Source organism: Caulobacter endophyticus, assembly GCF_003116815.1.
GTDB classification, from domain to species: Bacteria; Pseudomonadota; Alphaproteobacteria; order Caulobacterales; family Caulobacteraceae; genus Caulobacter; species Caulobacter endophyticus.
Map to the genome: position 1 here is coordinate 1 of NZ_QDKQ01000013.1, position 26684 is coordinate 26684.

Annotated in this window: 17 protein-coding genes; 11 read left to right on the forward strand and 6 right to left on the reverse strand. The window is 70.6% G+C overall.

The window, feature by feature from the left end; translation table 11 throughout:
• The 8 genes from DDF67_RS01920 to DDF67_RS01955 all read left to right on the forward strand — a co-directional run.
• Nucleotides 1–567 (forward strand): prepilin peptidase (locus DDF67_RS01920; RefSeq protein ID WP_199229119.1); only part of this gene is annotated, 567 nt, incomplete at its 5' end.
• Entirely contained in the window at nt 564–2243 is a 1680-nt protein-coding gene (locus tag DDF67_RS01925; RefSeq protein ID WP_109099283.1) for a GspE/PulE family protein, read from the forward strand. The genes DDF67_RS01920 and DDF67_RS01925, both read left to right, overlap by 4 nt.
• Complete coding sequence (locus tag DDF67_RS01930) at nt 2236–3444, forward strand: type II secretion system F family protein (protein WP_109099284.1); 1209 nt, start codon at nt 2236–2238, stop codon at nt 3442–3444. Before DDF67_RS01925 ends, DDF67_RS01930 begins: the two co-directional genes overlap by 8 nt.
• A gap of 333 nt (nt 3445–3777) precedes the next feature.
• Nucleotides 3778–5493 (forward strand): ShlB/FhaC/HecB family hemolysin secretion/activation protein, encoded by a 1716-nt coding sequence (locus tag DDF67_RS01935; protein ID WP_109099285.1) that lies wholly within the window; start codon nt 3778–3780, stop codon nt 5491–5493.
• A 14-nt stretch (nt 5494–5507) separates the two neighbouring features.
• Nucleotides 5508–11804: an MBG domain-containing protein gene (locus tag DDF67_RS01940; protein WP_109099286.1), complete on the forward strand. Its 6297-nt coding sequence runs from the start codon at nt 5508–5510 to the stop codon at nt 11802–11804.
• Between the two features lie 244 nt (nt 11805–12048).
• Nucleotides 12049–13713, forward strand: a complete 1665-nt coding sequence (locus DDF67_RS01945; protein ID WP_109099287.1) for a choline dehydrogenase — start codon at nt 12049–12051, stop codon at nt 13711–13713.
• Nucleotides 13714–13948: 235 nt separating this feature from the next.
• Nucleotides 13949–14893, forward strand: a complete 945-nt coding sequence (locus DDF67_RS01950) for an aldo/keto reductase (RefSeq protein ID WP_109099288.1) — start codon at nt 13949–13951, stop codon at nt 14891–14893.
• A gap of 62 nt (nt 14894–14955) precedes the next feature.
• The gene (locus tag DDF67_RS01955; RefSeq protein WP_109099289.1) at nt 14956–15819 is read left to right on the forward strand and encodes a class I SAM-dependent methyltransferase; all 864 of its coding nucleotides are present in this window, start codon (nt 14956–14958) and stop codon (nt 15817–15819) included.
• Nucleotides 15820–15952: 133 nt separating this feature from the next.
• Here DDF67_RS01955 and DDF67_RS01960 read toward each other — a convergent pair whose 3' ends face one another.
• On the reverse strand, nt 15953–16531 hold the full coding sequence (locus DDF67_RS01960) for a PAS domain-containing protein (RefSeq protein WP_332888310.1): 579 nt from the start codon (nt 16529–16531) through the stop codon (nt 15953–15955).
• A gap of 145 nt (nt 16532–16676) precedes the next feature.
• Here DDF67_RS01960 and DDF67_RS01965 point away from each other — a divergent pair, with 145 nt between their 5' ends.
• Nucleotides 16677–17591 (forward strand): hypothetical protein, encoded by a 915-nt coding sequence (locus DDF67_RS01965; RefSeq protein ID WP_109099290.1) that lies wholly within the window; start codon nt 16677–16679, stop codon nt 17589–17591.
• Nucleotides 17592–17864: 273 nt separating this feature from the next.
• Here the strand turns inward: DDF67_RS01965 and DDF67_RS01970 are convergent, their stop codons facing one another.
• Nucleotides 17865–20801, reverse strand: coding sequence for a M16 family metallopeptidase (locus tag DDF67_RS01970; protein WP_109099291.1), 2937 nt, complete (start codon nt 20799–20801; stop codon nt 17865–17867).
• Nucleotides 20802–21019: 218 nt separating this feature from the next.
• Here DDF67_RS01970 and DDF67_RS01975 point away from each other — a divergent pair, with 218 nt between their 5' ends.
• Nucleotides 21020–22288, forward strand: coding sequence for a serine hydrolase domain-containing protein (locus DDF67_RS01975; protein ID WP_109099292.1), 1269 nt, complete (start codon nt 21020–21022; stop codon nt 22286–22288).
• Nucleotides 22289–22433: 145 nt separating this feature from the next.
• Here the strand turns inward: DDF67_RS01975 and hfaD are convergent, their stop codons facing one another.
• Genes hfaD through hfaA form a run of 3 tightly spaced genes read right to left on the reverse strand, consistent with a single transcriptional unit; the run spans nt 22434 to nt 25039 of the window.
• Entirely contained in the window at nt 22434–23663 is a 1230-nt protein-coding gene (gene hfaD / locus DDF67_RS01980) for a holdfast anchor protein HfaD (RefSeq protein WP_158277972.1), read from the reverse strand.
• Nucleotides 23590–24594 carry a holdfast anchoring protein HfaB gene (gene hfaB, locus DDF67_RS01985; protein WP_109099293.1) on the reverse strand — a complete coding sequence of 335 codons (1005 nt, stop codon included), beginning with the start codon at nt 24592–24594 and terminating at the stop codon, nt 23590–23592. Before hfaB ends, hfaD begins: the two co-directional genes overlap by 74 nt.
• Nucleotides 24584–25039: a holdfast anchoring protein HfaA gene (gene hfaA / locus DDF67_RS01990; RefSeq protein ID WP_109099294.1), complete on the reverse strand. Its 456-nt coding sequence runs from the start codon at nt 25037–25039 to the stop codon at nt 24584–24586. Before hfaA ends, hfaB begins: the two co-directional genes overlap by 11 nt.
• A 228-nt stretch (nt 25040–25267) precedes the next feature.
• Between hfaA and DDF67_RS01995 the strand changes: the two genes are divergently transcribed.
• Nucleotides 25268–25699 carry a CBS domain-containing protein gene (locus DDF67_RS01995; RefSeq protein WP_109099295.1) on the forward strand — a complete coding sequence of 144 codons (432 nt, stop codon included), beginning with the start codon at nt 25268–25270 and terminating at the stop codon, nt 25697–25699.
• A gap of 130 nt (nt 25700–25829) precedes the next feature.
• On the opposite strand, the gene DDF67_RS02000 is transcribed toward DDF67_RS01995, so the two are convergent.
• Nucleotides 25830–26258 carry an RrF2 family transcriptional regulator gene (locus DDF67_RS02000; RefSeq protein ID WP_101711835.1) on the reverse strand — a complete coding sequence of 143 codons (429 nt, stop codon included), beginning with the start codon at nt 26256–26258 and terminating at the stop codon, nt 25830–25832.
• Between the last annotated feature and the right edge of the window lie 426 nt (nt 26259–26684).

A 26684-nucleotide genomic window follows, 5' to 3' on the forward strand; every position in this document is an offset into this window, starting at 1 on the left:
GGCCTGCGTTGGGCGCATGCCGGCCCGGTGTCGTCGGGCGCCTGGACGCCGCCGCTGGCCGCCTGCGCCCTGTCGGCGGCGGCCACCTTCGCGGCCTTCGCCCTGCTGGCGCCGACGCCGGCGGCCGTGTGCGCGCTGCTGGCGCTCACCTTGGTATGCTCCGGCGTGGCCGACCTGGCCGTGCGCCGCCTGCCGGACGCGGCGACGCTTGTGGTCGCGGCGCTGGCCGGCGGCCTGGCGATCGCTCGCGGCGGCTGGGCCATGGCCGAGGGCGCGGTCGCCGCCGTCGTGATCCTGACCGCGCTGGTCGGGCTCAAGCTGGCCTTCGCCCGCGCCGGCAAGGCCGCACTGGGCTGGGGCGACATCAAGCTGGCCGCCGCCCTGGCCTTGTGGCTGGGCGCGGCGGCGCCGTGGGGCATGGCGCTGGCCGGGCTCCTGGGCCTGGCCCATGTGGCCCTCGCCAGGCCCGCCGACGGGCGCATCCCGTTCGGCCCCGCCCTGGCGGCCGGCTTCTGGATCATCGGGCTGGCCGTCGAGGCCGGCTGGCTGGGGGCGCTGCTGCCATGACCGCGCTCACCAAGGAAAGCCGCGCGCGCCTGCTGGAGGATCTGCTGGAGCGGGGCGTGGTCGACGCCGCCGCCGTCAGCCGGGCCGAGCTGGTCGCGGTGCGCACCCGCCAGCCCGTCGAGCAGGTGCTGAGCCAGCTGGGCGCCCTGTCGGACGAGGACCTGGTCGGGGCCTACGCCGCCGCCGCCCGCTGCGAGATCTGGTCCCCCGAGCGTCAGCCGGCGACCCTGGAGCTGTCGGCCGTCGGCGTGGGGGCCGACTTCCTGAGACGCGCCCGCCTGTTGCCGCTGGCGGTGGAGGGCGACGTCCTGCTGTGCGCGGCCTGCGACCCGCTGGACGACGAGGCCGTCGCCGGCCTGGTGTTCGGCGCCCGCCGGCCCGTGCGCGTGCTGGCCGCCCGCGCCGCCGACTGGCGCAAGGCCTTCGATGACTGGGCCGGCGGCGAGGCCGCCGCGCCCGAGGCCCTGGACGAGCGCCGCCTGGAGCGCGAGATCGACCAGGTCTCCGACCATGTCGCCGAAAGCGGCGGCGCGCGGCTGGTGGCCGAGGTGTTCGAGGAAGCCGTGGCCATGGGCGCCTCGGACATCCATTTCGAGCCGCGCCGCCATGACCTGCGCATCCGCCTGAGGGTCGATGGCCGGATGATCGACCATCGCGTCGCCGCCGCCGACCTCGCCGCCCCGGCGGTGTCGCGCATCAAGGTGGTGGCCAACCTCAACCTGGGCGAACGCCGCCTGCCGCAGGACGGCCGCACCTCGTTCGTGATCGGCGGCAAGGGGATCGACGTCCGCGTCGCCACCGCCCCCACGGTGTTCGGCGAGGCCGCGGTGCTGCGGATCCTCGACCGCACCGCCGTGCCGCTGGACCTGGAGGGTCTTGGCCTGGGCGGGGCGGTCACCGACGTGCTGCGCCGCGCCAGCCGCTCGCCGCACGGCATCTTCCTGGTCACCGGCCCCACCGGCAGCGGCAAGACCACCACGCTCTACGCCCTGCTGGAAACCTTCGTCGGCTCGCCAAAGAAGGTGCTGAGCGTCGAGGACCCGGTCGAGTACCATTTCGACCACGTTTCCCAGACCCAGGTCGCGCCGCACCTGGGCCTGACCTTCGCCACGGCTCTGCGCTCGTTCCTGCGCCAGGACCCCGACGTCATACTGGTGGGCGAGATCCGCGACCCCGAGACGGCGGCGGTGGCCATCCAGGCGGCCATGACCGGCCACCTGGTGCTGGCTTCGGTGCACGCCAACGACGCCCTGTCGGTCGCGCCGCGCCTGCTCGACATGGGGGTGGAGCCCTACCAGCTGGCGGCGGCCTTCCGGGGCGCGGTCGCCCAGCGCCTGGTGCGCCGCCTGTGTCCGCGCTGCCGCCGCGAGGATGCTCCCACCGAGGCCGAGATCGTCTTCGCCCGTTCGGCCGTCGGCCGCGCGCCCGTCCGCGTGTTCCGCCCCGAGGGCTGCCCGGCCTGCAAGGGCGTCGGCTTCCGGGGCCGCTCGCCGATCGCCGAGGCGTTCCTGGCCGACGAGCCGATCCTGCGGGGCATGGCCGATCGCGCGCCGATGCCGGAGCTTGCCCGGCTGGCGCGAGACGCAGGCCTGGCCAGCATGGCCGTCGACGGCGTCGCCCAGGCCGAGGCCGGGATCACGACGCTGGAGGAGGTGATGGGGGCGGTGGATGGCTGACGACGCCGCCTTCGCCTATGTGGCCGTCGCCGAGGGCGGCAAGCGCGTGCGCGGCGTGGTCGCCGCCGCCGACTCCCAGGCCGCTTTCGAGCGCCTGCGCCGCCAGGGGCTGTCGCCGCTGAGCCTCAAGCCGGTGAAGGCCGGCGAGCAGAGGCGCGGCCGCGTCGGCCTGTCCGACCGCGAGGGAGCCGAGACCCTGGTCGCCATCGCCGACCTGCTGGGCGCGGGGGCCGACATGCGCTCGGCCCTGAACGTGCTGTCGGCGCGCGACGACCGCTCGCGCGTGGGCCAGGCCTGCCGCCTGCTGCATGAGCGGATCAGCGCCGGCGAGCCGCTGGACAAGGCCTTCGCCGACACCCTGGCGCCAAGGCACGGCTTCGTCGCCGCCCTGGTGGCGGCCGGCGAGGCGGCCGGCAACCTGCCCGAGGGGCTGCGCCGGGCCGGCGAGATGCTGGAGGCCGACCTGCGGCTGCGCCGCCAGCTGAGCGGCGCGCTGGCCTATCCGGCCTTCGTCTTCGTCAGCAGCGTGCTGGCGGCCGGGGTCATCCTGCTAGGCGTCGTTCCTTCGCTGGAGCCGCTGGTGGCCGAGACCGGCGAGGGCGGCGGCGGCATGCTGCGCGGCCTGCTTGCGGCAAGCCTGTTCCTGCGCGAGCACGACCTGGCTCTGCTCGGCGGGGTCGGTGGGGCGGTCGCGACCATCGCTGTCGCCGGCCGGGCCGGACTGCTGCGCGGGGTCATCGACCGCCTGGTGCTGACGGGGCCTTGGCGGGGCACGACCGCGGCCCTTGTCTATGGCGGCTTCTCGCTGTCGCTGGGAGCGATGCTGACCGCGGGCGCGCCGATGTCGGACGCCCTGCGACTGGCCCTGCGCGGCGTGCGCTCCGACCTGGCCCGGCGGCGGCTGGAGCCGGTGCTGCGCCAGGTTCGCCAGGGGCTGTCGCTGTCGGAGGCCTTGCAGGCCGTGCCCGACTTCCCCCGCGCCGTGACCCGCCTGGCCGCCGTCGGCGAGGCCACCGGGGCGCTGGGAACCATGGTCGGCCGCGCCGGCCGCCTGGAGGAAGAGGCCGCCGTCCGCCGCATCGAGGCCGCGGCCCGGCTGCTGGGGCCGGTGATGATCGTGCTGCTGGGCGGCCTGATCGGCCTGATGATGGGCGGCCTGCTGTCGGGCGTCACCGACCTGGGCTCGGCGGTGATGGAGTAGGAGGCGGCCATTCGCGGGACGATTGGACTCGGCCTGCTAAGCCATTGAACTTCCGGATCCAATCGAAATCCGTGACGGCTGGGTCGCGAAACAATATTACACGCCTGAGGCGATTACCTGTCTTCTCAATTTGGGAAACGGTGGCCGTATTTGCAAACAATCTGCGAGTAAGATTCTGTTCAGAATGGCGAAGTATGCGGCGTGAACACTGAGCGCGTTCGTTTGCACATACTGCCGATATGTGTGTTCCGCGCAAAGTCTAGAAATGAATTAACCAGTCTGAAACCCGCAAATAACTATCACGTCGCCAGTTTACTAGGTGGGGCGTGTAGTATGAGTTTTGCAGTATCGCAGGGCGCGACGCGCGCCCTGGTCGTCGCGTCGAGCTCGATCCTGGCTCTGACCTGGTCTTCGGCAAGCTTCGCGCAGACCGCGCCCAGCCGGACCCTTCCTCAAACCATCGCTCCCACGGTCCAGGAGACCCAGGGCGAGATCGCCCTGCCGGCCACGCGCCTGACGGCGGCTCCGGCCGGGGCCGAGGCCCTGTCGGTGCGGGTCGAGCGGGTGGTGGTCGAAGGCGTCGCGCCGGACTACGCGCAGGCCGTCGCCGCCCTGACCCGGCCGGTTGAGGGCCGCACCGTCACCGTCGCCGCGCTCTACGAGGTCGCCGCCAAGATCGAGGCGCTGTACGCCCAGGACGGGCGCATCCTGACCCGCGCCACCCTGCCGCCGCAGTCGCTCAAGGACGGCGCGACCCTGCGCATCGTTGTGGTCGAGGGCTTCATCGAGAGCATCGACGACAGCCGCGTGCCGGCCAAGGTGCGCGGGCCTATCCGCGACCGGCTGGTCAAGCTGATCAACAGGCCGGGCCTCAGCCTGCCGCAGATCGAGCGCCAGGTGCTGCTGGCCGCGCGCGTTCCGGGCGTCAGCCTGCGCACGACCCTGGTTCCCGGCGAACTTGCCGGCGGGGCGCGGCTGGTGCTGCAGGTCGAGCATGACGCCGTCGCTGGCGGTCTTGGGGCCGACAACACCCTGTCGAGCGCCTATGACGACTGGAACCTCGAGGCGCGGCTGACGGCCAACTCGGTGTTCGGCGCAGGCGAGCAGGTCTACGCCTTCGGCGCCTCGGCCACCGACCTGGCCCTTACGGGCGGACACCCCCACCGCCGCATCGCCGGCGTCGGCCTGATCGCGCCCCTGGGCTTCGACGGGGCGACGGCCCAGCTCGAGTATCTGCACGCCGACACCAATCCGATCACGCCGCGCGGCGTGCTGCCGGTGCAGGGCCAGTTCGACCGCGTCGTGGCCAAGCTGTCCTATCCGCTAATCCTGAGCCGGCGCGAGATGCTGTCGGTGTCGGGCGGGTTCGAGTGGACCAACGAAAGCCAGACCGCCCGCGGCTTCGGCGTCGACCTCAGCAAGGACGTCCTGCGCAGCTTCACGCTCGGCCTCGAAGGCGGCAAGGCGATCGGCGCGGCGACCACCGTCTCGTCGCGCATCGACTTCAACCAGGGCATTTCGGGCTTTGGAGCGCGCACCCCGGCCGACGCCCGGATCTCGGGAACGCCGCTGTCGCGCCAGGGCTCCAAGCCCGACTTCACGAAGCTTTCGGCCACCGCCAGCATCGACCGGACCCTGGGCGGTCCGTTCTCCGCACGGCTGGTGCTGCGCGGCCAGACCGGCTTCGGCGGCGCTCTGCCTAGCGCCATGCAGTTCTCGCTGGACGGCGGGGAGGGCGTCTCCGGCTTCGACGCCGGCTCGATCAATGTCGACAGCGGCCTGACCGGCCGCTTCGAACTGGCCGCGCTGGCTCCGATCGGCGGACAGGTCGTGGCGCGTCCCTACCTGTTCGCAGCGGCCGGCCGTGGTTGGCTGGAAAGGCCGACCGTCGTCGAGAAGCCGCGGCCCGACGGCTGGTCGGTGGGCACCGGCGCGCGCACCACGCTGGCCGAGCGCATCAATCTCAGCGCCGAACTGGCGCACGCCAACAGCAACCTGTTCGCCAAAAACCAGACGCGCCTCACGGCCAGCGTCAACGTCGCGTTCTGAGGGGGAGCCTGACCATGCTTATCGCCAACAAGCTTCGCCTGATCGCCACGACCAGCCTGACCCTGACCCTGGCCGCGATGGCCACCCAGGCGGCGGCGCGGGACGCCCTGCCCACCGGCGGCTCGGTGGTCGCCGGCTCGGCTGCCATCGGCGGCCAGTCGGGCGGCGCCCAGACCATCACCCAGACCAGCCAGAAGGCCGTGATCGATTGGGCCAGCTTCAACGTCGGCCAGGGTAACAGCCTGACCTTCGTGACGCCCAACGCCGACGGCGCGACCCTCAACCGCGTGACCGGCACGACGGGCTCGACCATCGCAGGCCAGATCACCGCCAACGGCAGCGTCTATCTGATCAATCCCAACGGCATCCAGATCACCCAGACCGGCGTGGTCAACGCCGGCCGCGGCTTCGTGGCCTCGACGCTGGACATCTCCAACGACGAGTTCATGGCCGGCGCCGGTCGCTTCACCGGTACGGGCGGGACCATCGACCACCGCGGGTCGATCACCGTCGGCGCTGGCGGCGTCGTCGGCCTGCTGGGCGGCAGCGTCTCCAGCAGCGGCCTGATCATGGCCCCGGCGGGCAAGGTGGTGATCGGGGCGGTCACCCACGCCACGCTCGACCTCAACGGCGGCGGCTTCCTGCAGGTGGCCCTGCCCGAGCAGTCGGCCCTGGCGGCGGACGGCTCCAGCGCGCTGGTCTCGGCCCAGTCGGGCTACGAGGCGACGCGCAACACCGTCAATCTGGACGGCCTGAGCAGCAGCAGCGTCTCCGGCCGCAACGGCGACATCGTGCTGGGCGGCAAGATCAGCGTCGATTCCGACGCCGGCGACGCCGGCTCGATCCTGGTGATGGGCAATAACACCCGCGCCAACGGCGAGCTGTCGGCCCGCGCCACGGGCGCCGCCGGCAAGGGCGGCTTCATCGAGACCTCGGGCAACCATGTCGACTTCACCGGCCTGCGCGTCGACACCCGGGCGGCAAGCGGCGCGACGGGGACCTGGCTGGTCGATCCCACCGACCTGACCATCGACGCCGCCGCGGCCTCGACCATCCAGTCGAACCTGGCCACCACCAACGTCACGCTCGAGACCTATCTCAGCGGCGCGCCGTCCGGACCGGGCGTGGCCAGCGAAGGCGCGGGCGACATCATCGTCAATTCGGCGATCAGCTGGGGCGCCAACACCCTGACGCTGAACGCGGCCAACAGCATCAAGGTCAACGCCGTGCTGACCGCCTCGGGCAGCGCGGGCCTCGCCCTGAACTACGGCGACACAAAGGGGGTCCTGGCGGCCACGCCGCTCGCCGGCGCCGGTCTCGACTTCGGCCTGACCAGCAGCGGCTTTGGCGGCCGGATCGACTTCACGGGCGGCAACAACAGCTTCGCCGTGAACGGCCAGGCCTACACGATCATCACCGCCCTGGGCGCAGCCGGCTCGACCACGGGCCTGGACCTGCAGGGTATCAACGGCGCCCTGGGCGGCTTCTACGCACTCGGAGCCAATATCGACGCCAGCGCCACCAGCGGCTGGAACAGCGGCCGGGGCTTCGATCCGCTCGGCGCGACCAGCGCCACCGGCGGTGGTCAGGGCTTCACCGGACGCTTCCTGGGCCTGGGCCACACGGTCAGCAACCTGACCGTCAATCGCACGTCGTCAGCCTATGGCGGCCTGTTCGGCTATGCCGCCGCCAGCGCCTCCATCGGTAATGTCGGCCTCGTCAACGCCAGCGTCGCGGTCAATGGCGAGGCGAGCACTGGCGCCGGCGTCGGCGGTACGGCGGGGGCCCTGGCCGGCGTTTCGTACGGCGCGGTCACCCAAAGCTATTCCACAGGCTCGGTATCCGCCAACGGCGGACCTACCTCCGACCCCTTCACTGGCGGCGCAGGCGGCGTGGCCGGCGGCCTCGTCGGCAAGTCCTACGGTACGATCACGGGAAGCCATTCCTCCGCCACGGTCTCGGCCAGCGGTCGCGACGCCGCCACCTTTGGCGGCGCGGGCGGCAAGGCGGGCGGCCTCGCCGGCCAGTCCTACGGCGGGATCTCGGACAGCTACGCCACGGGCGCTGTCGCGGCCAACGGCGGCACCAGCACCGGCACAGCCGGTAGTGGCGGCGCGGGCGGCGTGGCCGGCGGCCTAGTCGCCGAAAGCAGCGGCGCGCTCACGGGGAGCCATGCGACGGGCGTGGTCTCGGCCAACGGCGGCAGCGGCCGCACCTCCGGGGTCGGCGGCAAAGCAGGGGGGCTCGTCGGGCTTTCCAGCGGCACGATCACGGCGAGCTACGCCACGGGCGTGGTCTCGGCCAACGGCGGCGGCGGCGGCGCTGGCGACGGCAACAACGGGGGCACGGGCGGCGTGGCCGGCGGCCTGGTCGCCGAGAGCGACGGCGCGATCACGAGGAGCTACTCCACGGGGGCGGTCACGGCCAACGGCGGCGGTGGTGGCATGGGTGCATCATCCAGCGGCGCGGGCGGCTCCGGCGGGACGGCGGGCGGGCTCGTTGGTAAGAGCCGCAGCACAATCGGCCTGAGCTACGCCACCGGCGCGGCGTCCGCCAACGGCGGCGGCGGCGCGAGCGCAACGATGTTCAGTGGCGGCAACGGCGGCCGCGGCGGCGTGGCGGGCGGGCTCGTCGGCGACGCCAGCGGCGCGATCGCCCAAAGCTATGCGACGGGCGCGGCCTCAGCCAACGGCGGCGGCGGCGGCAACGCTTCCGGCGTTACGGGCGGCGTCGGCGGCAACGGCGGCGTGGGCGGCACGGCCGGGGGGCTGGCCGGCCTGGCGAGCGCCGACATTGCGCAAAGCTATTCAACGGGCCGGGTGTCCGCCGGCGGCGGCGGCGGCGGCAGCTACATGACGTGGAGCGGCGTGACGATGGTCACGGCGTACGGCGCGAGCGGCGCCGCCGGCACGAGCGGCGGCCTGATCGCCGTGGCCTCGGCCGGAACCATCGAGGCGTCGTACTGGGACCGCTACGCCAGCGGTCAGGCCTTGGGCGTGGGCTCCAACACCGGCGCGACTTTGACCAGCCTGGCCTCGGTCACCTCCGACGCGGCGCAATGGAACGCGGCCGACTACATCTACAACGCCTCGGCCTGGTCGATGCTGGCCACGGGCGCGACCAGCGATATCGACCTGACCGGTGGTCAGGCCCTGACCTGGCGGATGTACGAGGGCTTCACCACCCCGATGCTGAAGGCCTTCCTGAAGCCGGGAACCGTGGCGGTCAGCGTCGGCGACGCCACCTCGGTCTACAATGGCGTCCGGCAGCTGGTCAGCGCGACGGTCACGGCGCCGAACGGGGTCGACACCAGCCTGATCCTGGGCGGCGGCCGCGGTCGCGACGTGGGCTCGTACGTCACCGGCGCCTATTCGACCCAGCAGGGCTATGATCTGGTCGTCACCGCGACGGGCACGCTGACCATCACGCCCAAGGCCCTGACCATCAGCGGCGGAACCAGCACGCTGACCTATTCCGGTTCGGCGTTCGGCAACGGCTATGTCGTCAACGGTCTGGTCTCCGGTGACTACATCACCAGCCTCGTCGGCGGCGCCATCGGCACGAACGTCGGGACCTATCTGGACAACCTGTCGGGCGCCACCGGCAACGGCCTGTCGAACTACAACATCACCTATGTGAACGGCAGCCTGACGATCAACCCCAAGGCCCTGACCATCACCGGCGCCAATGTGAGCAGCGTCTACAACGGCTTGGAAAAGACCCACGCCCTGGTCGTCAACGGCCTGGTCGGTCGCGATACGGTGACCTCGGTCGCCGGCGTGGCCACGGCGACCAATGTCGGGGCCTATGCCGACAACCTGTCGGGCGCGATCGGCAGCGGCCTGTCGAACTACAACATCACCTATGTCAACGGCAGCCTGGCCATCACGCCCAAGGCCTTGACCGTGACCGGCAACACCGGCTCGTCGATCTACAGCGGCGGCGCCCAGACCAACGGCTTCACCACCAGCGGCCTGGTCGGTTCCGACACCGTGACCTCGGTCGCGGGCCTGGGCGGCGGGACCAATGTCGGCAGCTATGCCGACAGCCTGTCGGCCGCCACCGGCAGCGGCCTGTCGAACTACGCCATCACCTACGTCAACGGCGGCCTGAGCATCACGCCCAAGGCCCTGACCATCACCGGCGACAGCGGCTCGAACGCCTATAACGGCGCCCTCCAGACCAACGGCTTCACCGCCACTGGCCTGGTCGGCCCCGACATGGTCGCCTCGGTCGACGGCCTGGGCCGCGGGACCAATGTCGGGACCTATGCCGACAACCTGTCGGGCGCGACCGGCCTTGGCCTGTCGAACTACGCCATCACCTACGTCAATGGCGGCCTGGCCATCATGCCCAAGGCCCTGACCATCAGCGGCGGCGTCGGCTCGTTGATCTACAATGGTTCGGCCCAGGCCAACGGCTTCACCACCAGCGGCCTGATCGGTTCGGACACCGTGACCTCGGTCACCGGCCTGGCCAGCGGGACCAATGTCGGCAGCTATGCCGACGTCCTGTCGGGCGCCGTCGGCAGCGGCCTGTCGAACTACGCCATCACCTATGTCAACGGCGGTCTGGTCATCACGCCCAAGGCGGTGACGGTGACCTATACGGCCAACGCCGCCAGCAGCACCTACGGCCAGGCGGCGACCGGTCTGAGCGGCGGCTACCTCGCCAGCGGCCTGATCGGCGGCGACACGCTGTCGGGCTCGGCCAGCTGGACGACCGCGGCGACCACCACCTCGGGCGTCGGCGGCTACGCCATCACCGGTTCGGGGCTCGGCGTCGGCTCGAACTACACGCTGGTCGCCAGCCAGGCGGCCGGCAACGCCGCCGCCCTGACCATCACGCCCCGCGCGCTGACGGTGACCGGCAACACCGGTTCGCTGGTCTACAACGGCGCGGCCCAGGTCAACGGCTTCACCACCAGCGGCCTGATCAATGGCGACACCGTGACCTCGGTCGCGGGCCTCGCTGGCGGGACCAATGTCGGGACCTATGCCGACGCCCTGTCGGGCGCTGCCGGCAGCGGCCTGTCGAACTACGCGATCACCTACTCCAACGGCGGCCTCGTCATCACGCCCAAGGCCCTGACGGTGACCTACGCCGCCAACGCCGCCAGCAGCGTCTATGGCCAGGCGCCGACCGGCCTGGGCGGCGGCTACGTCGTCGACGGCCTGGTCGGCGGCGACACGCTGTCGGGCGCGGCCAACTGGACCACCACGGCGACCGCCACGTCCGGCGTGGGGGCCTACGCCATCACCGGTTCGGGCCTCGGCGCCAGCGCCAACTACGCCCTGGTCGCCAGCCAGGCGGCCGGCAACGCCAGCGCGCTGACGATCACGCCCCGGGCGCTGACCGTGGCCGGCAACACCAGCTCGCTGGTCTACAACGGCGCGGCCCAGACCAACGGCTTCACCACAAGCGGCCTGGTCAACGGCGACACGGTGACTTCGGTCGCCGGCCTGGCGGGGGGCGTCTTCGCCGGGACCTACGCCGACGCCCTGTCGAACGCGACGGGCAGCGGCCTGTCGAACTACGTGATCACCTACGCCAACGGCGGCCTGGCCATCACGCCGCGCGCGCTGACCGTGACCTATACGGCCAACGGCCTGGGCAGCGTCTATGGCGACGCCCCCACCGGCCTGTCGGGCGGCTACGTGGTCGATGGCCTGGTCGGCGCCGACACCCTGTTTGGCGCCGCCGCCTGGACCACCACGGCGACCGGGACCTCGGGCGTGGGGACCTACGCCATCGCCGGTTCGGGCCTGAGCGCGAGCGGCAACTATGTGCTGACCAGCGTGCAGGCGGCGGGCAACGCCTCGGCGCTGACCATCACGCCGCGGACCATCATCGTGACCGCGGACGCGCTGAGCCGGGTCTATGGCGCGGCCAATCCGGCCCTGACCTGGACAGTCGGCGGGCGTGGCCTGGTCAATGGCGATACGCTGTCGGGCGCCCTGGCCACCGCGGCCGACACCAACTCGGTCGTCGGCGACTATGCGATCACCCGGGGCAGCCTCGCCACCAGCCCGAACTACGCGGTGACCTTCGTCGACGCGGTGCTCTCGGTCACGCCGGCGCCCTCGTCCAACCCGCCGTCGCGCGTCATCGACAACGACTCCGCCGACGCCTCCATCTCTGGGGCGATGTCGGGCGGGCTGGATCTTATGCCGTCGCTGGTCTCGGTGGCGTTCTCCGAGTCGGGGGAAGTCCTCCGGGACGACGCCGCATCCAAGGGCGGAAGCGGCGGTAACTGCCAGGCGCGGGGCGACAAGGCCGCCGCGAACTGCGCCGCCGCCTCCGGCTCCTGACGACGCAAGGGCGCGTCCCACCCGGGGCGCGCCCTATCGTCCGGAACATGATCGACGGTCTTCGACGGCCGCAGCCCGGGGCATCCCCACCGGCTGCGGCCGTTTTCCGTTGCGGGGCGCGCCCTGGCCTCGTACCTGCGGCGCGCTCGTCTGCAGCGACAACGCTGTTACGCAGCCCCTTGCCCCCGCCGCCCGGCCGGGTCACTCTCTGTCTTAACAACGATAACATTGTGGGAGGGACGCCATGTCGGGCTCGCGCTACGACTACGTCATCATCGGCGCCGGTTCGGCGGGTTGCGTGCTGGCCGCGCGGCTGACGCAGGATCCGGCGGTGAAGGTGCTACTGCTGGAGGCCGGCGGCAAGAACGGCTCGGTGCTGGTGCGGATGCCCGCCGGGGTCGGCGAACTGATCAAGGCCAAGGGCGAGTGCAACTGGGGCTTCTGGACGGAAGCCGAGCCGCACCTTAACGATCGCAAGCTGTGGTGGCCGCGCGGCCGGGGGCTGGGCGGCAGCTCGGCGATCAACGGCATGATCTATATCCGCGGCCACGCGCGCGACTACGACCAGTGGCGGCAGATGGGCCTTTCGGGCTGGTCCTACGCCGAGGTGCTGCCCTACTTCAAGCGCTCGGAGACCTTCCACGGCGGGGGCTGCGACTATCACGGCGACAGCGGGCCGCTGCACGTGTCGGCCGGGGAGTCCGACAGTCCGTTCTACAAGGCGGTGATCGAGGCCGGCCGCCAGGCGGGCCATCCGGTGACCAAGGATTTCAACGGCTACCAGCAGGAGGGCTTTGGCCCCTACGACCTGACCATCCGCGACGGCAGGCGCTGGAGCGCGGCGGCCGCTTATCTGGCGCAGGCCCTGTCGCGGCCCAACCTGACCTGCCTGACCGAGGCGCGCACCACTCGCATCGTCATCGAAAACGGCAAGGCGGTGGGGGTGGAGTACGTCGTCGGCAAGGGAGCCGAGAAGGCGGTCGCCTATGCCGACGCCGAGGTGCTGCTGAGCGCCGGCGCGGTGCAGTCGCCGCAGATCCTGCAGCTGTCCGGCATCGGCGATCCGGACGCCCTGAAGGCGGCCGGCGTGACGCCGGTGCATGAGGCGCGCGGCGTCGGCCAGAACCTGCAGGACCACCTGGATGTCTGCCTGTCGTGGACGACCAAGGGGCTGAAGACCGCCTATTCGGTCAACAAGGGGCTGAACAAGCTGGGCGTGGGCCTTTCCTACCTGCTGATGGGCAAGGGCATCGGGCGTCAGAACTTCCTGGAGTCGGGCGCCTTCCTGCGCTCGCGGCCCGATCTCGACCGACCCGACTTGCAGATCCACGCCGTGCTGGCGATCATGCAGGACCACGGCAAGGTGGTGGTCGAGAAGGACGGCTTCACCCTGCACGTCTGCCAGCTGCGGCCCGAGAGCCGGGGCTTCGTGGGGCTGCAATCCTCGGATCCGTTCGCCGATCCGAAGATCCTGGCCAACTACCTGGCCGCCGACGAGGACCGCCGGGCCATGCGCGAGGGCGTGCGGATCGGCCGCGACGTGGCCGCCCAGGCCGCGCTCGATCCCTATCGCGACAGCGAATACGCGCCGGGCGCCGACGTCAAAACCGACGAGCAGATCGACGCCTGGATCCGCGCCAAGGCCGAGACGATCTACCACCCGGTCGGCACCTGCCGGATGGGAGCCGCCGGCGATCCGCTGGCGGTGGTCGACGATCAGTTGCGGGTCCAGGGGATCGAGGGCCTGCGGGTGATCGACGCCTCGGTGATGCCCACCCTGATCGGCGGCAACACCAATGCTCCCACCATCATGATCGCCGAACGCGCCGCCGACCTGCTGGCCGGCAAGGCGACCCTGGCGCCGCAGGACGCGCCGGTGTTCGACGGCGGGCAGGCCGCGGCGGCGTAGTGGGATTTTCTTACCGTAAAATCCCCGCGAAAGCGGGGACCCAGGCTTTTTCCGAAACGCGCAGTGCTCGATGATAAAACACCTGGGCCCCCGCTTTCGCGGGGGTTTTACGGAGTAGGGGCGAGGCAAAGTCTCAGCCGTTTCGGATAGATCCGTCACGAAAGCCCAATAGGCCTTATTTCGAAGTTTGATTGGGCGGCGGGTGCTGAACCCGCGCACAACAAGGATCCGCTTCATGAGCCAACGTCCCCTCGGCCGCTCCGGCCTCTCGATCGCCCCGCTGGTGTTCGGCGGCAACGTCTTCGGCTGGACGGCGGACGAGGCGACCTCGTTTCGCCTGATCGACGCCTTCGTCGACGGCGGCTTCGACGCGATCGACACGGCCGACGTCTATTCGGCCTGGGTTCCGGGCCACGAGGGCGGCGAGTCCGAGGCGACGATCGGCCGCTGGCTGGCGGCGGGCGGCCAGCGCGACCGTATCAAGATCCTGACCAAGGTCGCCAAGTGGCCCAAGCGTCCCGGCCTGTCGGCGGCCAACATCGTGGAGGCGCTGGAAGACTCGCTGCGCCGGCTGCAGACGGACTATGTGGATCTTTATCAGTCGCACGAGGACGATGAGGCCACGCCGATCGACGAGACGCTGGAGGCCTTCGACCGGCTGGTGAAGGCCGGCAAGGTGCGGGCCATCGGCGCCTCGAACTTCACGCCGCAGAGACTGGAGGCCTCGCTGAAGACTTCGGCCGACAAGGGGCTCGTCCGCTATGAGTCGATCCAGCCGAAGTTCAATCTCTACGATCGCGACGAGGTCGAGGGGCCGCTGGCGGCGCTGGCGGCGCGCGAAGGCGTGGGGATTATCCCGTTCTATGGCCTGGCGGCCGGCTTCCTGACCGGCAAGTACCGAACCCCGGCCGATCTGGAAGGCCGGGCGCGGGCGCACACGATCGCGCGCGATTACCTCAACGAGAAGGGCCTGCGCATCCTGGCCGCCCTGGATCAGGCCGCCGAGGCGACGGGCGCGACCCAGGCCCAGGTGGCCCTGGCCTGGATCGTCGCCCATCCGGCCATCACCGCCCCGATCGCCAGCGCCACCAGCGTCGCTCAGCTGGAGGAACTGCTGGCCGGCGTGCGCCTGACCTTGCCGCCCGAGGTCGTCGCGGCCCTGGACGCGGCGGGGCGGTAGTCGACAGCCGGCTGGCGAGGGGCTATTGCTTGTTGAGAGCAATTCTCAAGTAAGGGCCCGCCATGACCGAGCGCAACGTGAACCAGATCTCCGACTGGAACGGCCGCACCGGCGAGCGCTGGGTGGCCAATCAGGCGCGGCTCGACCGGATGCTCGGCGCCTATGGCCAGGCGGCGGTGGAGGCCGCGGCCCCGGCCGTCGGCGAGCAGGTGCTGGACATCGGCTGCGGCGCTGGGGCGGGCAGCCTGGAGATCGCCGCCCTGGTCGGACCGTCGGGCGCTGTGCTGGGCGTCGACGTGTCCGAGCCGCTGGTCGCCCGGGCGCGGGAGCTGGCGGGGGATGCGGCCAACGCCCGGTTCCAGGTAGCCGACGCCAGCCGCGCCCTGCTGCCGGTCGCGCAGTTCGATCTGTTGTTCTCGCGCTTCGGCGTGATGTTCTTCGACGAACCCGCCCAGGCTTTCGCCCACATTCGGCGGGCGCTGAAGCCGGGCGGGCGCCTGGCCTTCGTCTGCTGGCGCGGGGCGGGCGAGAACGACTGGGTGCGCCTGCCGATGCGGGCGATCGCGCCGATCGTCGGCTCGCCCGCGCCGCCGCCGCCCGAAGCGCCGGGGCCGTTCTCGTTCGGCGACAGGGCGCGGGTGGAGCGGATCCTGACCGAGGCCGGCTTCGTCGACGTCGGCTTCACCGCCATCGACGATCCGATCACCTTCGGCGAAGGCGAGACCCGCCAGGCGGCGATCGAGGACGCGGTGGACCTGGCCTTCCAGGTCGGCCCGCTGACCAGGGCCCTGGCCGATCAGCCGGAGACGGTGCGAGCGCAGGCCATGCCGCTGGTTCGCGAGGCTTTCGCGGCCAAGGCGGTGGGCGAGGCGGTCGTCATCGAGGGCGCCGGCTGGGTGGTCACGGCGCGCAATAGCGCCTTGTAAGGGTCGGACGGAGGGGCGCTCCCGCCGTGGCGGCGCTCTCCCGAGCGCCCCTCCGTCCTTCCGGCGTCGTCTCCGGCAAGCCGACGCAAAACCTCCCGCCAGAGCACGGGAGGAAACTTGTGAGCCTGGGGCGTCAGGCGATCAGGCGGCCGTCCAGGCTGGCCAGCCGCAGGCGCGGGGCCTCGGCGTTGGTGGGGGCCAGGGCCTGGATCCGGCGCACGCCCAGCTCGTAGGCCGGACGGCCCATCAGGCGCTGCATCATGGCGATCGGCTGGTAGAGGCCCAGGAACCGGTCGGCCTCGCCGCTGGATCCGGTCATCGGGGCCAGAAGCACCTCCATGCCCACCGAAGCCACGCCATGGGCGCGGATGTCGGCGGTGACGACCACCGGCTCGCCGCGGCGGCGGGCCACTTCCAGCGCCGACTTCACCTCCAGCCGGTGCGACAGCGCCCACATCGACAGCTGGTCCTCGCCGCGCAGGTCGCGGGCGTGCAGGTCGGTGACGAAGCCGCCGGCCAGGCGGAAGGGATAGCGCCCGTTCCCGCGCCCGAGGATGAACACCTGGGGCAGCAGATCGAGGAAATCGCCCGGATCGATGCTGGCGCGCGCCGGCATCCGACCGTCGCCGGCCCGGTTTCGCCAATAGTCTATCAACCGTTCCGTGCTTGGATGGAACATCGTCGTCCCCTTGCGGGTCCTTTCGCGGTCCATTTCGACCGCATGGGGCTTGCTAGGAGAACCGGGCCAGGGGCCCTGTCGTATCGTCTTGGCACAGAGTCGGGACGCGACGGGGTCCATGGCGCGCTTCTTGCTGGAGAACCGGCCGGAAGACGTCGCTGTGTGAAGGGGAGACGCCATGACGGCGCCGAAACTGACCGTGTCCAAGCTGTGGATCGCCATCGGGGCGGCCGTGGCCGGACTTTTCGTGGGCGGCGTCGCCTACGCCCAGTGCAACAGCGGCTGCACGCCGACGCCCCCGACGTGCTGCGCCCCTCCGCCCGCGCCCCCGCGCCCGCCCAAGCCGCCGAGCGGCTGCGACAACGGCTGCGGCGGCGGTGGCGGCGGTCACTGGGGGGGCGGCGGCAAGACCAACGTCAACGTGAACGTCAATGTGAACGCCAATGCGAGCGCCAGCGCCTCGGTGCGCGCCGGCTCGAACGCCTCGGCCGGAGCGACCGTCTATTACGGCGGCGGCGCGCATGGCGGCTACTATTCGGGGCCGCAGGCCACCGGCTACATCCAGGGCCTCAACGTGATCGGCGGGGAAGCCGCGCGCCGCACGGCCTACGAGGCCACCCGCACCCGCTTCAAGCGCGTGGTCGTCCGCGCCGTCTGCCTGGACGACAAGGACATCCCGCACCCGGCCTCGCAGGTCACGCCCGATCGCGAGATCGACGACCTCTATGACGGCGAGCTCTATCGCTGCATCGCCGGCAGCCGCATGCAGTACGTGGTCGGCGAGTATGCCGGCCTGATCGACGCCAGCACCGGCGGCCAGACCTACATCTGCGCCAAGAACGAGGCTCTGTATCACGTCCCCGGCGTGCGCGGCGGCCAAGGCGGCGAGGGCGGGACCCTGGTCTGCCGTCCGCAGCGCCCGGCCCGCGACTGCAACGAGCGCTCGCTGCTGCGCCGTTACGGCGCCGGGGTGAAGATCCTGTCGATCATGACCACCGAGACCTACACCGCCTATCGCGAGGAGACCGTGCGGGAGTCGAGCTCCAGCATGAGCCTCAGCCTTGATGGCGGCGTCGGCGGGGTGGTCTACTAGGACGGCTCAAGTCCCGCAGAACGACAAAGGCCTCCGTCCGAAAGGGCGGAGGCCTTTTTTCTTTCTCCTCCCCGTGAAACGGGGGAGGGGGACCACGAAGTGGTGGAGGGGGCGAGACTGGGCGCCGTGCCGGCCGTCGCCCCCTCCGTCACGTCGCCGATGGCGCCGCGCCACCTCCCCCGTTTCTCGGGGGAGGAGCGAAGTTGGCGGCGTCTGAAAACGGCCCCCTCCGGCCCTTCCGGCCACCGCCCCCAGAGGGGGAGGGTCTTGGGGTCACTTCTCGGGGCGCACCTCGAAGGTCCAGCTCTTGTCGTCGGCCAGGAAGGTGCGGGCGGCCTTCTGGACGTCGGCGGCGGTGACGCGCTGCAGGCCGGCGATCACCGAGCGGGTCGCGTCGAGCAGGCGCGGGTCGGTCTGGGCGCCCGAGAGCGCGCCCAGCCAGTACTCGTTGGTTTCGCGCGCCTTTTCCAGCTGGTCGATGCGCGGCAGCTTGGCGCGTTCCAGCTCGTCGGCGGTGACCGGCTTGTCGCGCAGGTCGGCGGCGATCTGGCGGACGCTGGCGACGACCTGGTCGATCCTGTCCGGCGGGACCTCGACCGACAGGCCGATATAGCCCCAGCCGGGGAAGGTGGCGTTGTGGGTGGCCGAGACCGAGGGCGAGTAGGTCGCGCCCTGCTTCTCGCGCAGTTCGTCGGTCAGGCGCAGTTGCATCACCGAGGCCAGGACCTGGGTGTTGCGCGAGCGCTGCAGGTCGCTGAACAGGTCGTCGGTCTTCCAGGCCATGAACAGCAGGCCCTGGTCGGCGCGGCCCTTATGGGTGCGCACCACCGGAACCTTGGACGGGGCGGGGAAGGCGATCCTGGCCGCATCGGCCGGGGCGGGGACGCCGGTGCGGACGGGCAGGGCGCCGAAGGTCTCGCCCACCGCGGCGATGGCCTTGTCCACCGTGGTGTCGCCCACGACCACGATCTCGATCTGGCCGGTCGACAGCGGACCGCCGACGGCGGCCTTCAGCTGGTCGATCGAGCCGTCGGCGATCTCCTTGCGGTCCGGGAAGGCGAAGCGTTCGTCGCCCGGGTGCATCAGGGACGACAGGTCGCGGCCGACCACGCCGCCGCTGGTGCGCTCCAGCTGGTCGTGGATCGTGCCGTAATAGGTCTTCACCCGGTTGAAGGCCTCGGGCCGCCAGCCGGCGTCTGACGCATAGGCGGTCAGCACCTGCAGCTCGGTGGCCAGGTCCTCGGGACGGGTGCGGCCCGTCAGCACGAAGGCGTCGTCCTCGACGCCGAGGCCGGCGTTCCAGACCTTGCCGGTCAGCACCTGCTCCATGTCCTGGGCGGTGATCTGCTTGAGGCCGCCCTCGATCATCGACGAGGCCGACCACAGCGGGCTTTGGCCGGTCTTCGAAAGATCGAGCAGGCCGTTGCCGATGCGGGCCTTCACCAGGATCTGGTCGTCGCGGAACTTGGTCGGCTTGACCGTCAGGCGCACGCCGTTCTCGAAGCGCACGAAGACGGTGTCCAGATCGGTGACGTCCTTCTGCTCGACCACCTTGCCGGTCGGGCCGAACACCGCATAGGGCCAGTTGGTGGTCGCGGGCGCGGCCGGCGGGGTGACGGGGGTCTTGCCGGACTCCTGGTAGGCGGCGGTCACCGTGGCCTCGCCGCCGTCGATGGCGGTCGGCGTCGGCAGCACGATCAGCGGGCCCTGGCCGGCGAACAGCGACTTGACCGCCGCCGAGACTGTCTCGGCCTTCAGATCCTTGGTGATGGCCTCGAAGGCGGCCAGGTTCTGCGAGGGGCTGGTGACCACCTCGCGGTCGCCCAGCGTGCCGACGATCTGGCCGGCGAGCGTGGGCGTGCGCTGGGTGGCCTCGCCGGCGGCGGCGGCCACATAGCTGGCGCGCATGGCGGCGATCTCGCGGTCCAGTTCGTCCTGGCGCACGCCGAACTGCATCAGCCGGCGCTGCTCCTGGTCGAGAACCTGCAGGGCGCTCTTCCAGCCGCCCGGCTTCACCTGGGCGAACAGGCCGTTGATCTGGGCGGCGTGGTACTGGTCGTTGCGCAGGGCGCCGGCCGAGATGAACGGCGGCTCGGCGCTGCGCGTCAGGGCGCGCAGGCGACGGTTCAGCACCGCCATGCCCAGCGATTCCAGCATGTACTCGCGGTCCGACGCCCTGCTCTCGATGCGCAGGTCGGGCGACTGCACCCAGCCGATCTGGACGGACTCGCCCGATCCTGGCTCGACGATGACCTTGGCGGTCAGGCCGCGCTGGGCGATGTCGCCCAGGTCGGGACGCTTGCCCGGTTCGCCCTGGCCCTTCCAGTCGCCGAAGCGGGCCTTGATCTTGGCCTCCATGGCGTCGACGTCGAAGTCGCCGACGGCCACGAACACCGCGTTCTCGGGCCGGTACCAGGCCTGGTAGAAGTCGCGGATGCGCTGGGCCGGGGCGGTGGAGATGACGTCGGTCGTGCCGATCGGCAGGCGCGAGGGGGGGCACTGGCCTTCCAGGTTGAAGGCGAAGCCCTGCTTGAAGACGCGGTAGCCGGGGCTGTCGCGGGTGCGCTCTTCCGACAGCACCACGCCGCGCTCGCGGTCGACGGCGGCCGGGTCGATGGTCAGCTCGCCGGCCGCTTCGCGCAGCAGCATCATGGCGTCGTCGACCGTAGGATCGTCGGTCTTGGGCAGGTCGAGGGTGTAGACGGTCTCGTCGAAGCTGGTCGAGGCGTTGGTGTCGGCCCCGAAGGCCAGGCCCCGGCGCTCGAGGATCTTGATCATCTCGCCTTCGGGCACGTTCTTGCTGCCGTTGAAGGCCATGTGCTCGAGGAAGTGGGCCAGGCCCTGCTGGTCGTCGGCCTCCATCAGCGAGCCGGCGTCGAACCACAGGCGCAGGGCCGCCTGGCCGGGCGGGGTGGCGTTCTTGCGGATCGCGTAGCGCATGCCGTTTGGCAGCACGCCGAAGCGGATGGCCGGGTCGACCGCGACGTCCGAGATCTCCTGCGGCCATTGGCCGGGCTTGAGGTCGGAGAACTGCGGACCCGAGGTCTTGACCGGCGCGGCGGGCGCCTTGGGCGCGGCCGGGGCGCCGGCCGTGCCGGTCGGAGCGGCGTCCTTCTTGCCCGAACCGGGAAGGACCGAGGGCAGGGTGGAGCAGGCGGTGAGCGCCAGGCCGGCGGAAACGACGAGCGCCAGGCGCGAGACAGAGATCATGGAGACCGTTCGATTACCGGAAGTGTCGGGGCGGCAGCTAAGCCTTCGCGCGTGGCGCAAGCAAGGCGGCCCGGCGGCGAAGTCGGCGTCGGGCGCCTCAGAACTGAAACATGGGCGCGTCTGCCTGTGGGAAACTCGCCCGCCCGCCTTGCGCAAGGCCTGCCGGCCGCCCACTCCCTTAAAGGCCGAAGGTCGTTCGGCGGCGAGGGAGTGCGGATATGCGTCTTTGGCTTGCGGGCGTTGCGGCCCCCGTCCTGATCTGGACCGCGCTGGCCGGCGCGCCGGCGTCGGCGCAGGGCCATCCCCATGCCGACCACCACGCCCATGCGGCGCCTGCCGCGCTCGTCCCGGCCCCCGATGCTGCGCTGTCGGCCCGCATCGACGCGGTGGTCGACCGGGCGATCGCCGACCAGCGGCTGGTGGGCGCGGTGGTGCTGGTCGCCCGCGACGGCAAGCTGGTCTACCACCGGGCCGCGGGCCTGGCCGACCGCGAGGCCAAGGCGCCGATGCGCGAGGATGCGGTCTTCCGCCTGGCCTCGGTGACCAAGCCTTTCGTCAGCGTGGCGATCATGCGGCTGGCCGAGGAGGGCAAGCTGTCTCTGGCCGATCCGGTGACCAAATGGCTGCCCGACTTCAAGCCGGCCCTGGCCGACGGCTCGACCCCCGTGATCACCCTGGGCCAACTGCTCAGCCACACTGCGGGCCTGACCTATGGCCTCGCGGAAAAGAGCGATCACCCCTACCACCGGCTGGGCGTCTCGGACGGCCTGGACATCTCGGGCCTGACGCTGGACGAGGACGTCGCCCGCATCGGCAAGGGGCCGCTGGCCTTCGCGCCGGGCTCGGCCTGGCGCTACTCGCTGGCCATCGACGTGCTGGGCCTGGTGGCGGAAAAGGCCGATGGCCATCCGCTGCCGCAGGTGGTGGCGCGCACCGTCACCGGTCCGCTGGGGCTGAAGGACGCCGGCTTCCAGGCGACCAACCCCGCCCGCTTGGCCACGCCCTACGCCAACGCCAGCCCGGCCCCGACGCGGATCGCCGACAACCAGGACGTTTCGCTGGGCGCCACCGCCGTGCGCATGGCCCCCAGCCGCGCCGTCGACCCGACGGCCTTTCCCTCGGGCGGGGCGGGCATGGTCGGCACGGCGAGCGACGTGCTGGCCCTGCTGGAAGCGGTGCGCACCGGCGGCGGCGGCGTGCTTTCGGCCGCTAGCGTCAAGGCGATGACCACCGACCAGGCCGGGATCAAGGCCGCGACCCAAGGGCCAGGCTGGGGCTTCGGCTACGGCTGGGCCGTTCTCGACGATCCGGCGATCGCCAAGACCCCTCAGGGCGCCGGGACCCTGGCCTGGGGCGGGGTCTACGGCCACAACTGGTTCGTCGATCCGCAGGCCAGGCTCACCGTCGTGCTGCTGACCAACACCGCCTTCGAAGGCATGAACGGCCAGGTGACGCGCGAGCTGCGGGACGCTGTGTACGGGCGGTAGGGCCAGATGCTCCCCCTGAAGGGGGAGCTGTCGAGGAGCGACTGAGGGGGAAGGGACTGTCGGCGTTGGGGATGTCCTGGCCCTGACAGGAACTTCCCCCTCCGGCCCTCCGGGCCACCTCCCCCAGAAGGGAAGGGTCCCGCCCCTAGTTCGATCTCACATAGAACGCCGCGTCGTTGCCGACGGCGCGGGCGGTGCTGGTCACCGAGCGGGCCGAGCCGGTGACCGTGGTGGTGGCGCGCGAGGAGACGTCGGCGTTGTTGGTCTGTGTGTTGTTGGTGGTCATCGAGCCGCCGCACGTCCCGCAGACATAGCCGCCGACCGAGTTGCCGGCCGCGCTGGCGCGGGCGCCGATATCGTAGCCGTCGTGGCCCTCGGCGCTGGCGATCACCTCGACCCCGCCGCCGTCGTTGGTCTGGACGTTGTCGAGCACGAGGGCCGCGCCGGTGTTGCTGACGACCGCCGCGTTGCCCACGCCATAGGCGCTGCTGCCTGCCGCGCCAAACTGGTACGACGTGGTCTCGGCCTGCGAGCGCACATAGGCGGTGTTATACTGGTGGTTGGCCACGTCGAGCAGCGGGCCGACATTGGTGGCGTTGAGGTTGTTGCCCGCCGCCGTGGTCGAGGTGTCGGTCAGGTAGGCATTGCCGTAGGCGGCGAACTTGCTGGCCTGGACGAGGCTTGCGGTGTTGCCCTGGTCGGTGATGACGCGGGCGGCCGACTGGTTGGCGCCGTCGATGTCGATGTGGTTGCCCGCCGCCGTGCCGGCGAGGCTGGAGGTTCCGCTGACGTACTGCACGATCGCGCCGCCGTCGGCCATCACGTCGCCGGAGTTGGCCTGGCTGATCCGCGCCCCGGCCGAGCCGTTCTGCAGCCACAGGCCCTGGCTGTTGCCGCTGGCCTGGGTGTCCATGACGATGTCGCCGGCCTGGGCGGTCTCGCCCTCGATCTGGCCGCGGGCGGTGACCGCGCCGCTGTTGGTCTGCACCATGAAGCCGCGGTAGGTCGCTTCTTCCGCCCCGGCATTGCCGAAATTGCCGGCCGCCTGGGTCGCCACCACGCTGGAGTCGCCCAGCGAGCCGGAGGCGTTGACCACGGTGCGGCCGTAGACCGAGCCCTGGTTCACCTGGTTGGAGGTGGCGTCGACGTCCACGCGCGAACCGGCGATGCCGACGCTGTTGCCGGTCGCCGAGGTGGACGCGGCCACGCCTTCCTGAACGGTGACGACGTTCAGGCTCTGCTCGGTGAAGATTTCGCCCAGGTTCAGCTGGTCGTTGAGAACCTGGCCCTGGGCGAAGGCGCTAGTAGCGGCCGCGACGCACAGAGGGATCGCTGCGATCGTTCCAGCGAGACGGATCTTCGCGGGTCTGCGCATTGTTGCTTCCCAGGTTGTTGTAGGCGGGCGTGAAGGCGCCCGTGACGCCGACGGTGTCGGCCCCGAAGGGGTCGGACTGCAGGCAGCTTTGCGGACCCGGCATGCCGTAGAGGTTGGCGCTCATCTCGACGACCGAACGCTCGATCAGCGAGCGCACGGCCAGTTGCACCGGCTCCAGCGCGCCCTTGCCGCCCGACAGGTCGAACAGGTTGTTGTTGGCGAAGGCGAAGATGCCGACGCTGACTTCGCGGCCGATCACCTGCTTCTGGTAGGAGATGACGTCCTCCACCACCAGGGTGCGGCTGTTGATCAGGCGCAGGTCCATGGCGATGTTCATCACGAACAGGCGGCGCTTGAAGTTGGCCTTCAGCCCGTCGGTGTCGATGTCGCCGCCATAGAGGTCGGCGCCCGCCGAATGGATGTTGTAGTTCAGCTCGGTGACGCCGCCGACGAGATAGAAGTCCGAGCCGGCGACCTGGCCGGCGACGATCTTGCGATAGTCGGCCGGGGCGTCCGGCGTCGGGGCCGGGCGGTCGGAGATCAGCTTGTTGTTGGCGTACTTCAGCTCGAGCTCGGAGACCGAGGTGTCGAAGCGCTCGACCATCGGCATGCCGGCCTTGGCGAAGGCGGTCATCGCCATCAGCGAGGCGCCTTGCGTGACCTTGCGGCCCGAACCGTCGGACTCTTCCTTGCCGGTGTAGTCGGCGATGCGGCCCACGGCGATGCGCGGGGCGGCGACGCGGTTCTGACGGGCGTAGCTGGCCAGGCAGTTCAGCGCGGTCGAATAGGGAGTGGGATTGGCCGTGACCGGCGCCGTGCCGATCGGGCGGGCGTAGTTGCCCGCGTCCAGGCGCTTGGGCACGCCGCCGCCGCAGGCGCTGAGCGCCGTACAGGCCGCCGCGACCATCAGGATGACGCGCTTAGTTCCCATTGGAGACACCGCCGTTGGTCGATGCGCCGGCGCTGACATTGCCGTTGTTGACCTGGTTGGAGTTGACGATCACCGTGTTGTTGTTGCCTTGGGTGATGACCGTCAGGTTGTTGCCGATCGCGGTCGAGCCGGAGAAGCCGCCCAGGCTGCCCACGCCCGAATAGCTGTCGAGCGAGCCCGACGAGCTGCGGCTGGAATAGACGCTCTGGTCGCTGCCGGTCAGCATGACGCCGTCGACGATGACGCGGTTGCCGTTGGCGTCGCGGGTCGAATAGTCGACGACATGGTTCTCCTGGCCGGCGACGCGGCCATAGCCGGCGTTGAACGAGGCGGAATTGCTGTTCATGGTCTGGGCCATGGCGGCGCCGGAAATCAGCACGCCGGCGACGGCGGCGACCGCGCCGAGGGCCCGAACCTGGGGCTTGTTGTTCTTCTTTGAGGCCATGACGGGCTCCGCGACTGTCTGTCCGGGGCTTGCAAGCAACCCCCGTGCCAAAACCGGACACGTCACCATAGGCGCTAAGGTATCCAGAATTGGTTAAACGCGGCGAGGCCGCCGGCTTGGGCGATCCCTTGGCGACGGCCGCCTGTCATCGAAGCGTCTTCCGCCATTGATCCCGGCGCGGGTTTGAGGGACCCTCGTTATGCAAGTGCGATCAGGGAGGATTGCGTTTTGTTGGTGTCTCAGATCCTGAAGACCAAGGGCGACCTTGTGTTCACCGCTTCGCCCCAGGAAACCGTCGGCGCGGCCGCGGCGCTGCTGCACAGCCGCAAGGTGGGCGCGATGGTGGTGCTCGAAGCCGACGAGTCCATCGCCGGCATATTATCCGAGCGCGACATCGTGCGGCAGATCGCCAAGGAGGGCGCCAGCGCGCTGTCCAAGCCGATCTCGGCCTGCATGACCCGCGACGTCATCTTCGCCCAGCCCGACGAGAGCGTCGACGACCTGCTGTCCAAGATGACCGACCGCCGGATCCGCCACCTGCCGGTGGCCAGGGGCGGGCGCCTGGTCGGGATCATCTCGATCGGCGACCTGGTGAAGTACAAGATCCAGGAAACCCAGGCCGAGGCTGACGGGCTGAAGGCCTATATCGCCGCCGGCTGACGGCGGCGACTCCGAGGGTATGGCGCGCGCTCTCTATAAGAGAGCGCCGGATAGGGCTCGTCCTCGTCGAGGGCGGGCCTTTCTCATGTCCGCTCCAATGGCCCTCTCTATTACGCTCTATAGAGAGGGATCAGCCGATCAGTTCGGCGCCCTGGCCGGTGACGGCGTCGGCCAGGCTGTAGCCCTCGAGCACGGCGGCCGTGGCGTCGCGGGCCCGCAGCAGGGCCTCGCGCAGGGCGCAGGTCGCCAGGTCGCTGCAGTCCTCGCAGCGGCGGAAGGCCGTGCGGCTGACGCAGGGGGCCAGCGCCAGGGGGCCGTCGACCAGGCGGATGATCTCGGCGAAGCTGATCTCCTCGGCCGGCCGGGCCAGCAGATAGCCGCCGAACTTGCCGCGCCGGCTGGTCACCAGCTTATGGCGGGCCAGGCCCAGCAGGATGGCTTCGAGGAACTTGCGGGGGGCGTCGGCGCGCAGGGCCAGTTCGCCGGCCGTGACCTGCTCTTCCGCGCGGGCCAGTTCGACCATGGCGCGCAGGGCGTAGCGGGCTTTCTGGGACAACATCGGCGGCGTCTCTCCTTATAGAGCGCTCTATGGAGGCAGCGCGCCCGGGTGTGCAAGCGGTTCCGCTTGGTTGGGCTGGGGAGCGGCTTGAGGATTCCATGCACAGATCCGCTCACAGCTAACCGGCTGGAGCGGACGAAATTGGGTTGCGGCCGGGCAGGGGGCTGTCTAGAAGCCGCACCTCGCCGCGGGGGACACGCTTCGCCGCTCGGAAATGAAGGTTTCGACTTGCATTTCGAGCGTTGGATCGCTAAGTTCCGCGGCCTCAATCGACTCGGGCAGCTGGATTGCCGACGGCCTTAGGGCCTTCGGGGCGGGCTGCTTTTGTTGCCTTCGGAAGGGCTTTGGTTCTTCTGGAAGTTTCTGAAAAGAGTTGGTTGACGAGGTTGGATTGCTTCAATAGAAGCGCCGCCTCGTTCATCGGGA

Excerpts from the sequence above, each read along its gene's own strand:
- DDF67_RS01925 (WP_109099283.1), top strand. The coding sequence starts at position 564 with ATGACCGCGCTCACCAAGGAAAGCCGCGCGCGCCTGCTGGAGGATCTG.
- DDF67_RS01930 (WP_109099284.1), top strand. The coding sequence starts at position 2,236 with ATGGCTGACGACGCCGCCTTCGCCTATGTGGCCGTCGCCGAGGGCGGC.
- DDF67_RS01935 (WP_109099285.1), top strand. The coding sequence starts at position 3,778 with ATGAGTTTTGCAGTATCGCAGGGCGCGACGCGCGCCCTGGTCGTCGCG.
- DDF67_RS01940 (WP_109099286.1), top strand. The coding sequence starts at position 5,508 with ATGCTTATCGCCAACAAGCTTCGCCTGATCGCCACGACCAGCCTGACC.
- DDF67_RS01945 (WP_109099287.1), top strand. The coding sequence starts at position 12,049 with ATGTCGGGCTCGCGCTACGACTACGTCATCATCGGCGCCGGTTCGGCG.
- DDF67_RS01950 (WP_109099288.1), top strand. The coding sequence starts at position 13,949 with ATGAGCCAACGTCCCCTCGGCCGCTCCGGCCTCTCGATCGCCCCGCTG.
- DDF67_RS01955 (WP_109099289.1), top strand. The coding sequence starts at position 14,956 with ATGACCGAGCGCAACGTGAACCAGATCTCCGACTGGAACGGCCGCACC.
- DDF67_RS01960 (WP_332888310.1), bottom strand. The coding sequence starts at position 16,531 with ATGGACCGCGAAAGGACCCGCAAGGGGACGACGATGTTCCATCCAAGC.
- DDF67_RS01965 (WP_109099290.1), top strand. The coding sequence starts at position 16,677 with ATGACGGCGCCGAAACTGACCGTGTCCAAGCTGTGGATCGCCATCGGG.
- DDF67_RS01970 (WP_109099291.1), bottom strand. The coding sequence starts at position 20,801 with ATGATCTCTGTCTCGCGCCTGGCGCTCGTCGTTTCCGCCGGCCTGGCG.
- DDF67_RS01975 (WP_109099292.1), top strand. The coding sequence starts at position 21,020 with ATGCGTCTTTGGCTTGCGGGCGTTGCGGCCCCCGTCCTGATCTGGACC.
- hfaD (WP_158277972.1), bottom strand. The coding sequence starts at position 23,663 with ATGCGCAGACCCGCGAAGATCCGTCTCGCTGGAACGATCGCAGCGATC.
- hfaB (WP_109099293.1), bottom strand. The coding sequence starts at position 24,594 with ATGGGAACTAAGCGCGTCATCCTGATGGTCGCGGCGGCCTGTACGGCG.
- hfaA (WP_109099294.1), bottom strand. The coding sequence starts at position 25,039 with ATGGCCTCAAAGAAGAACAACAAGCCCCAGGTTCGGGCCCTCGGCGCG.
- DDF67_RS02000 (WP_101711835.1), bottom strand. The coding sequence starts at position 26,258 with ATGTTGTCCCAGAAAGCCCGCTACGCCCTGCGCGCCATGGTCGAACTG.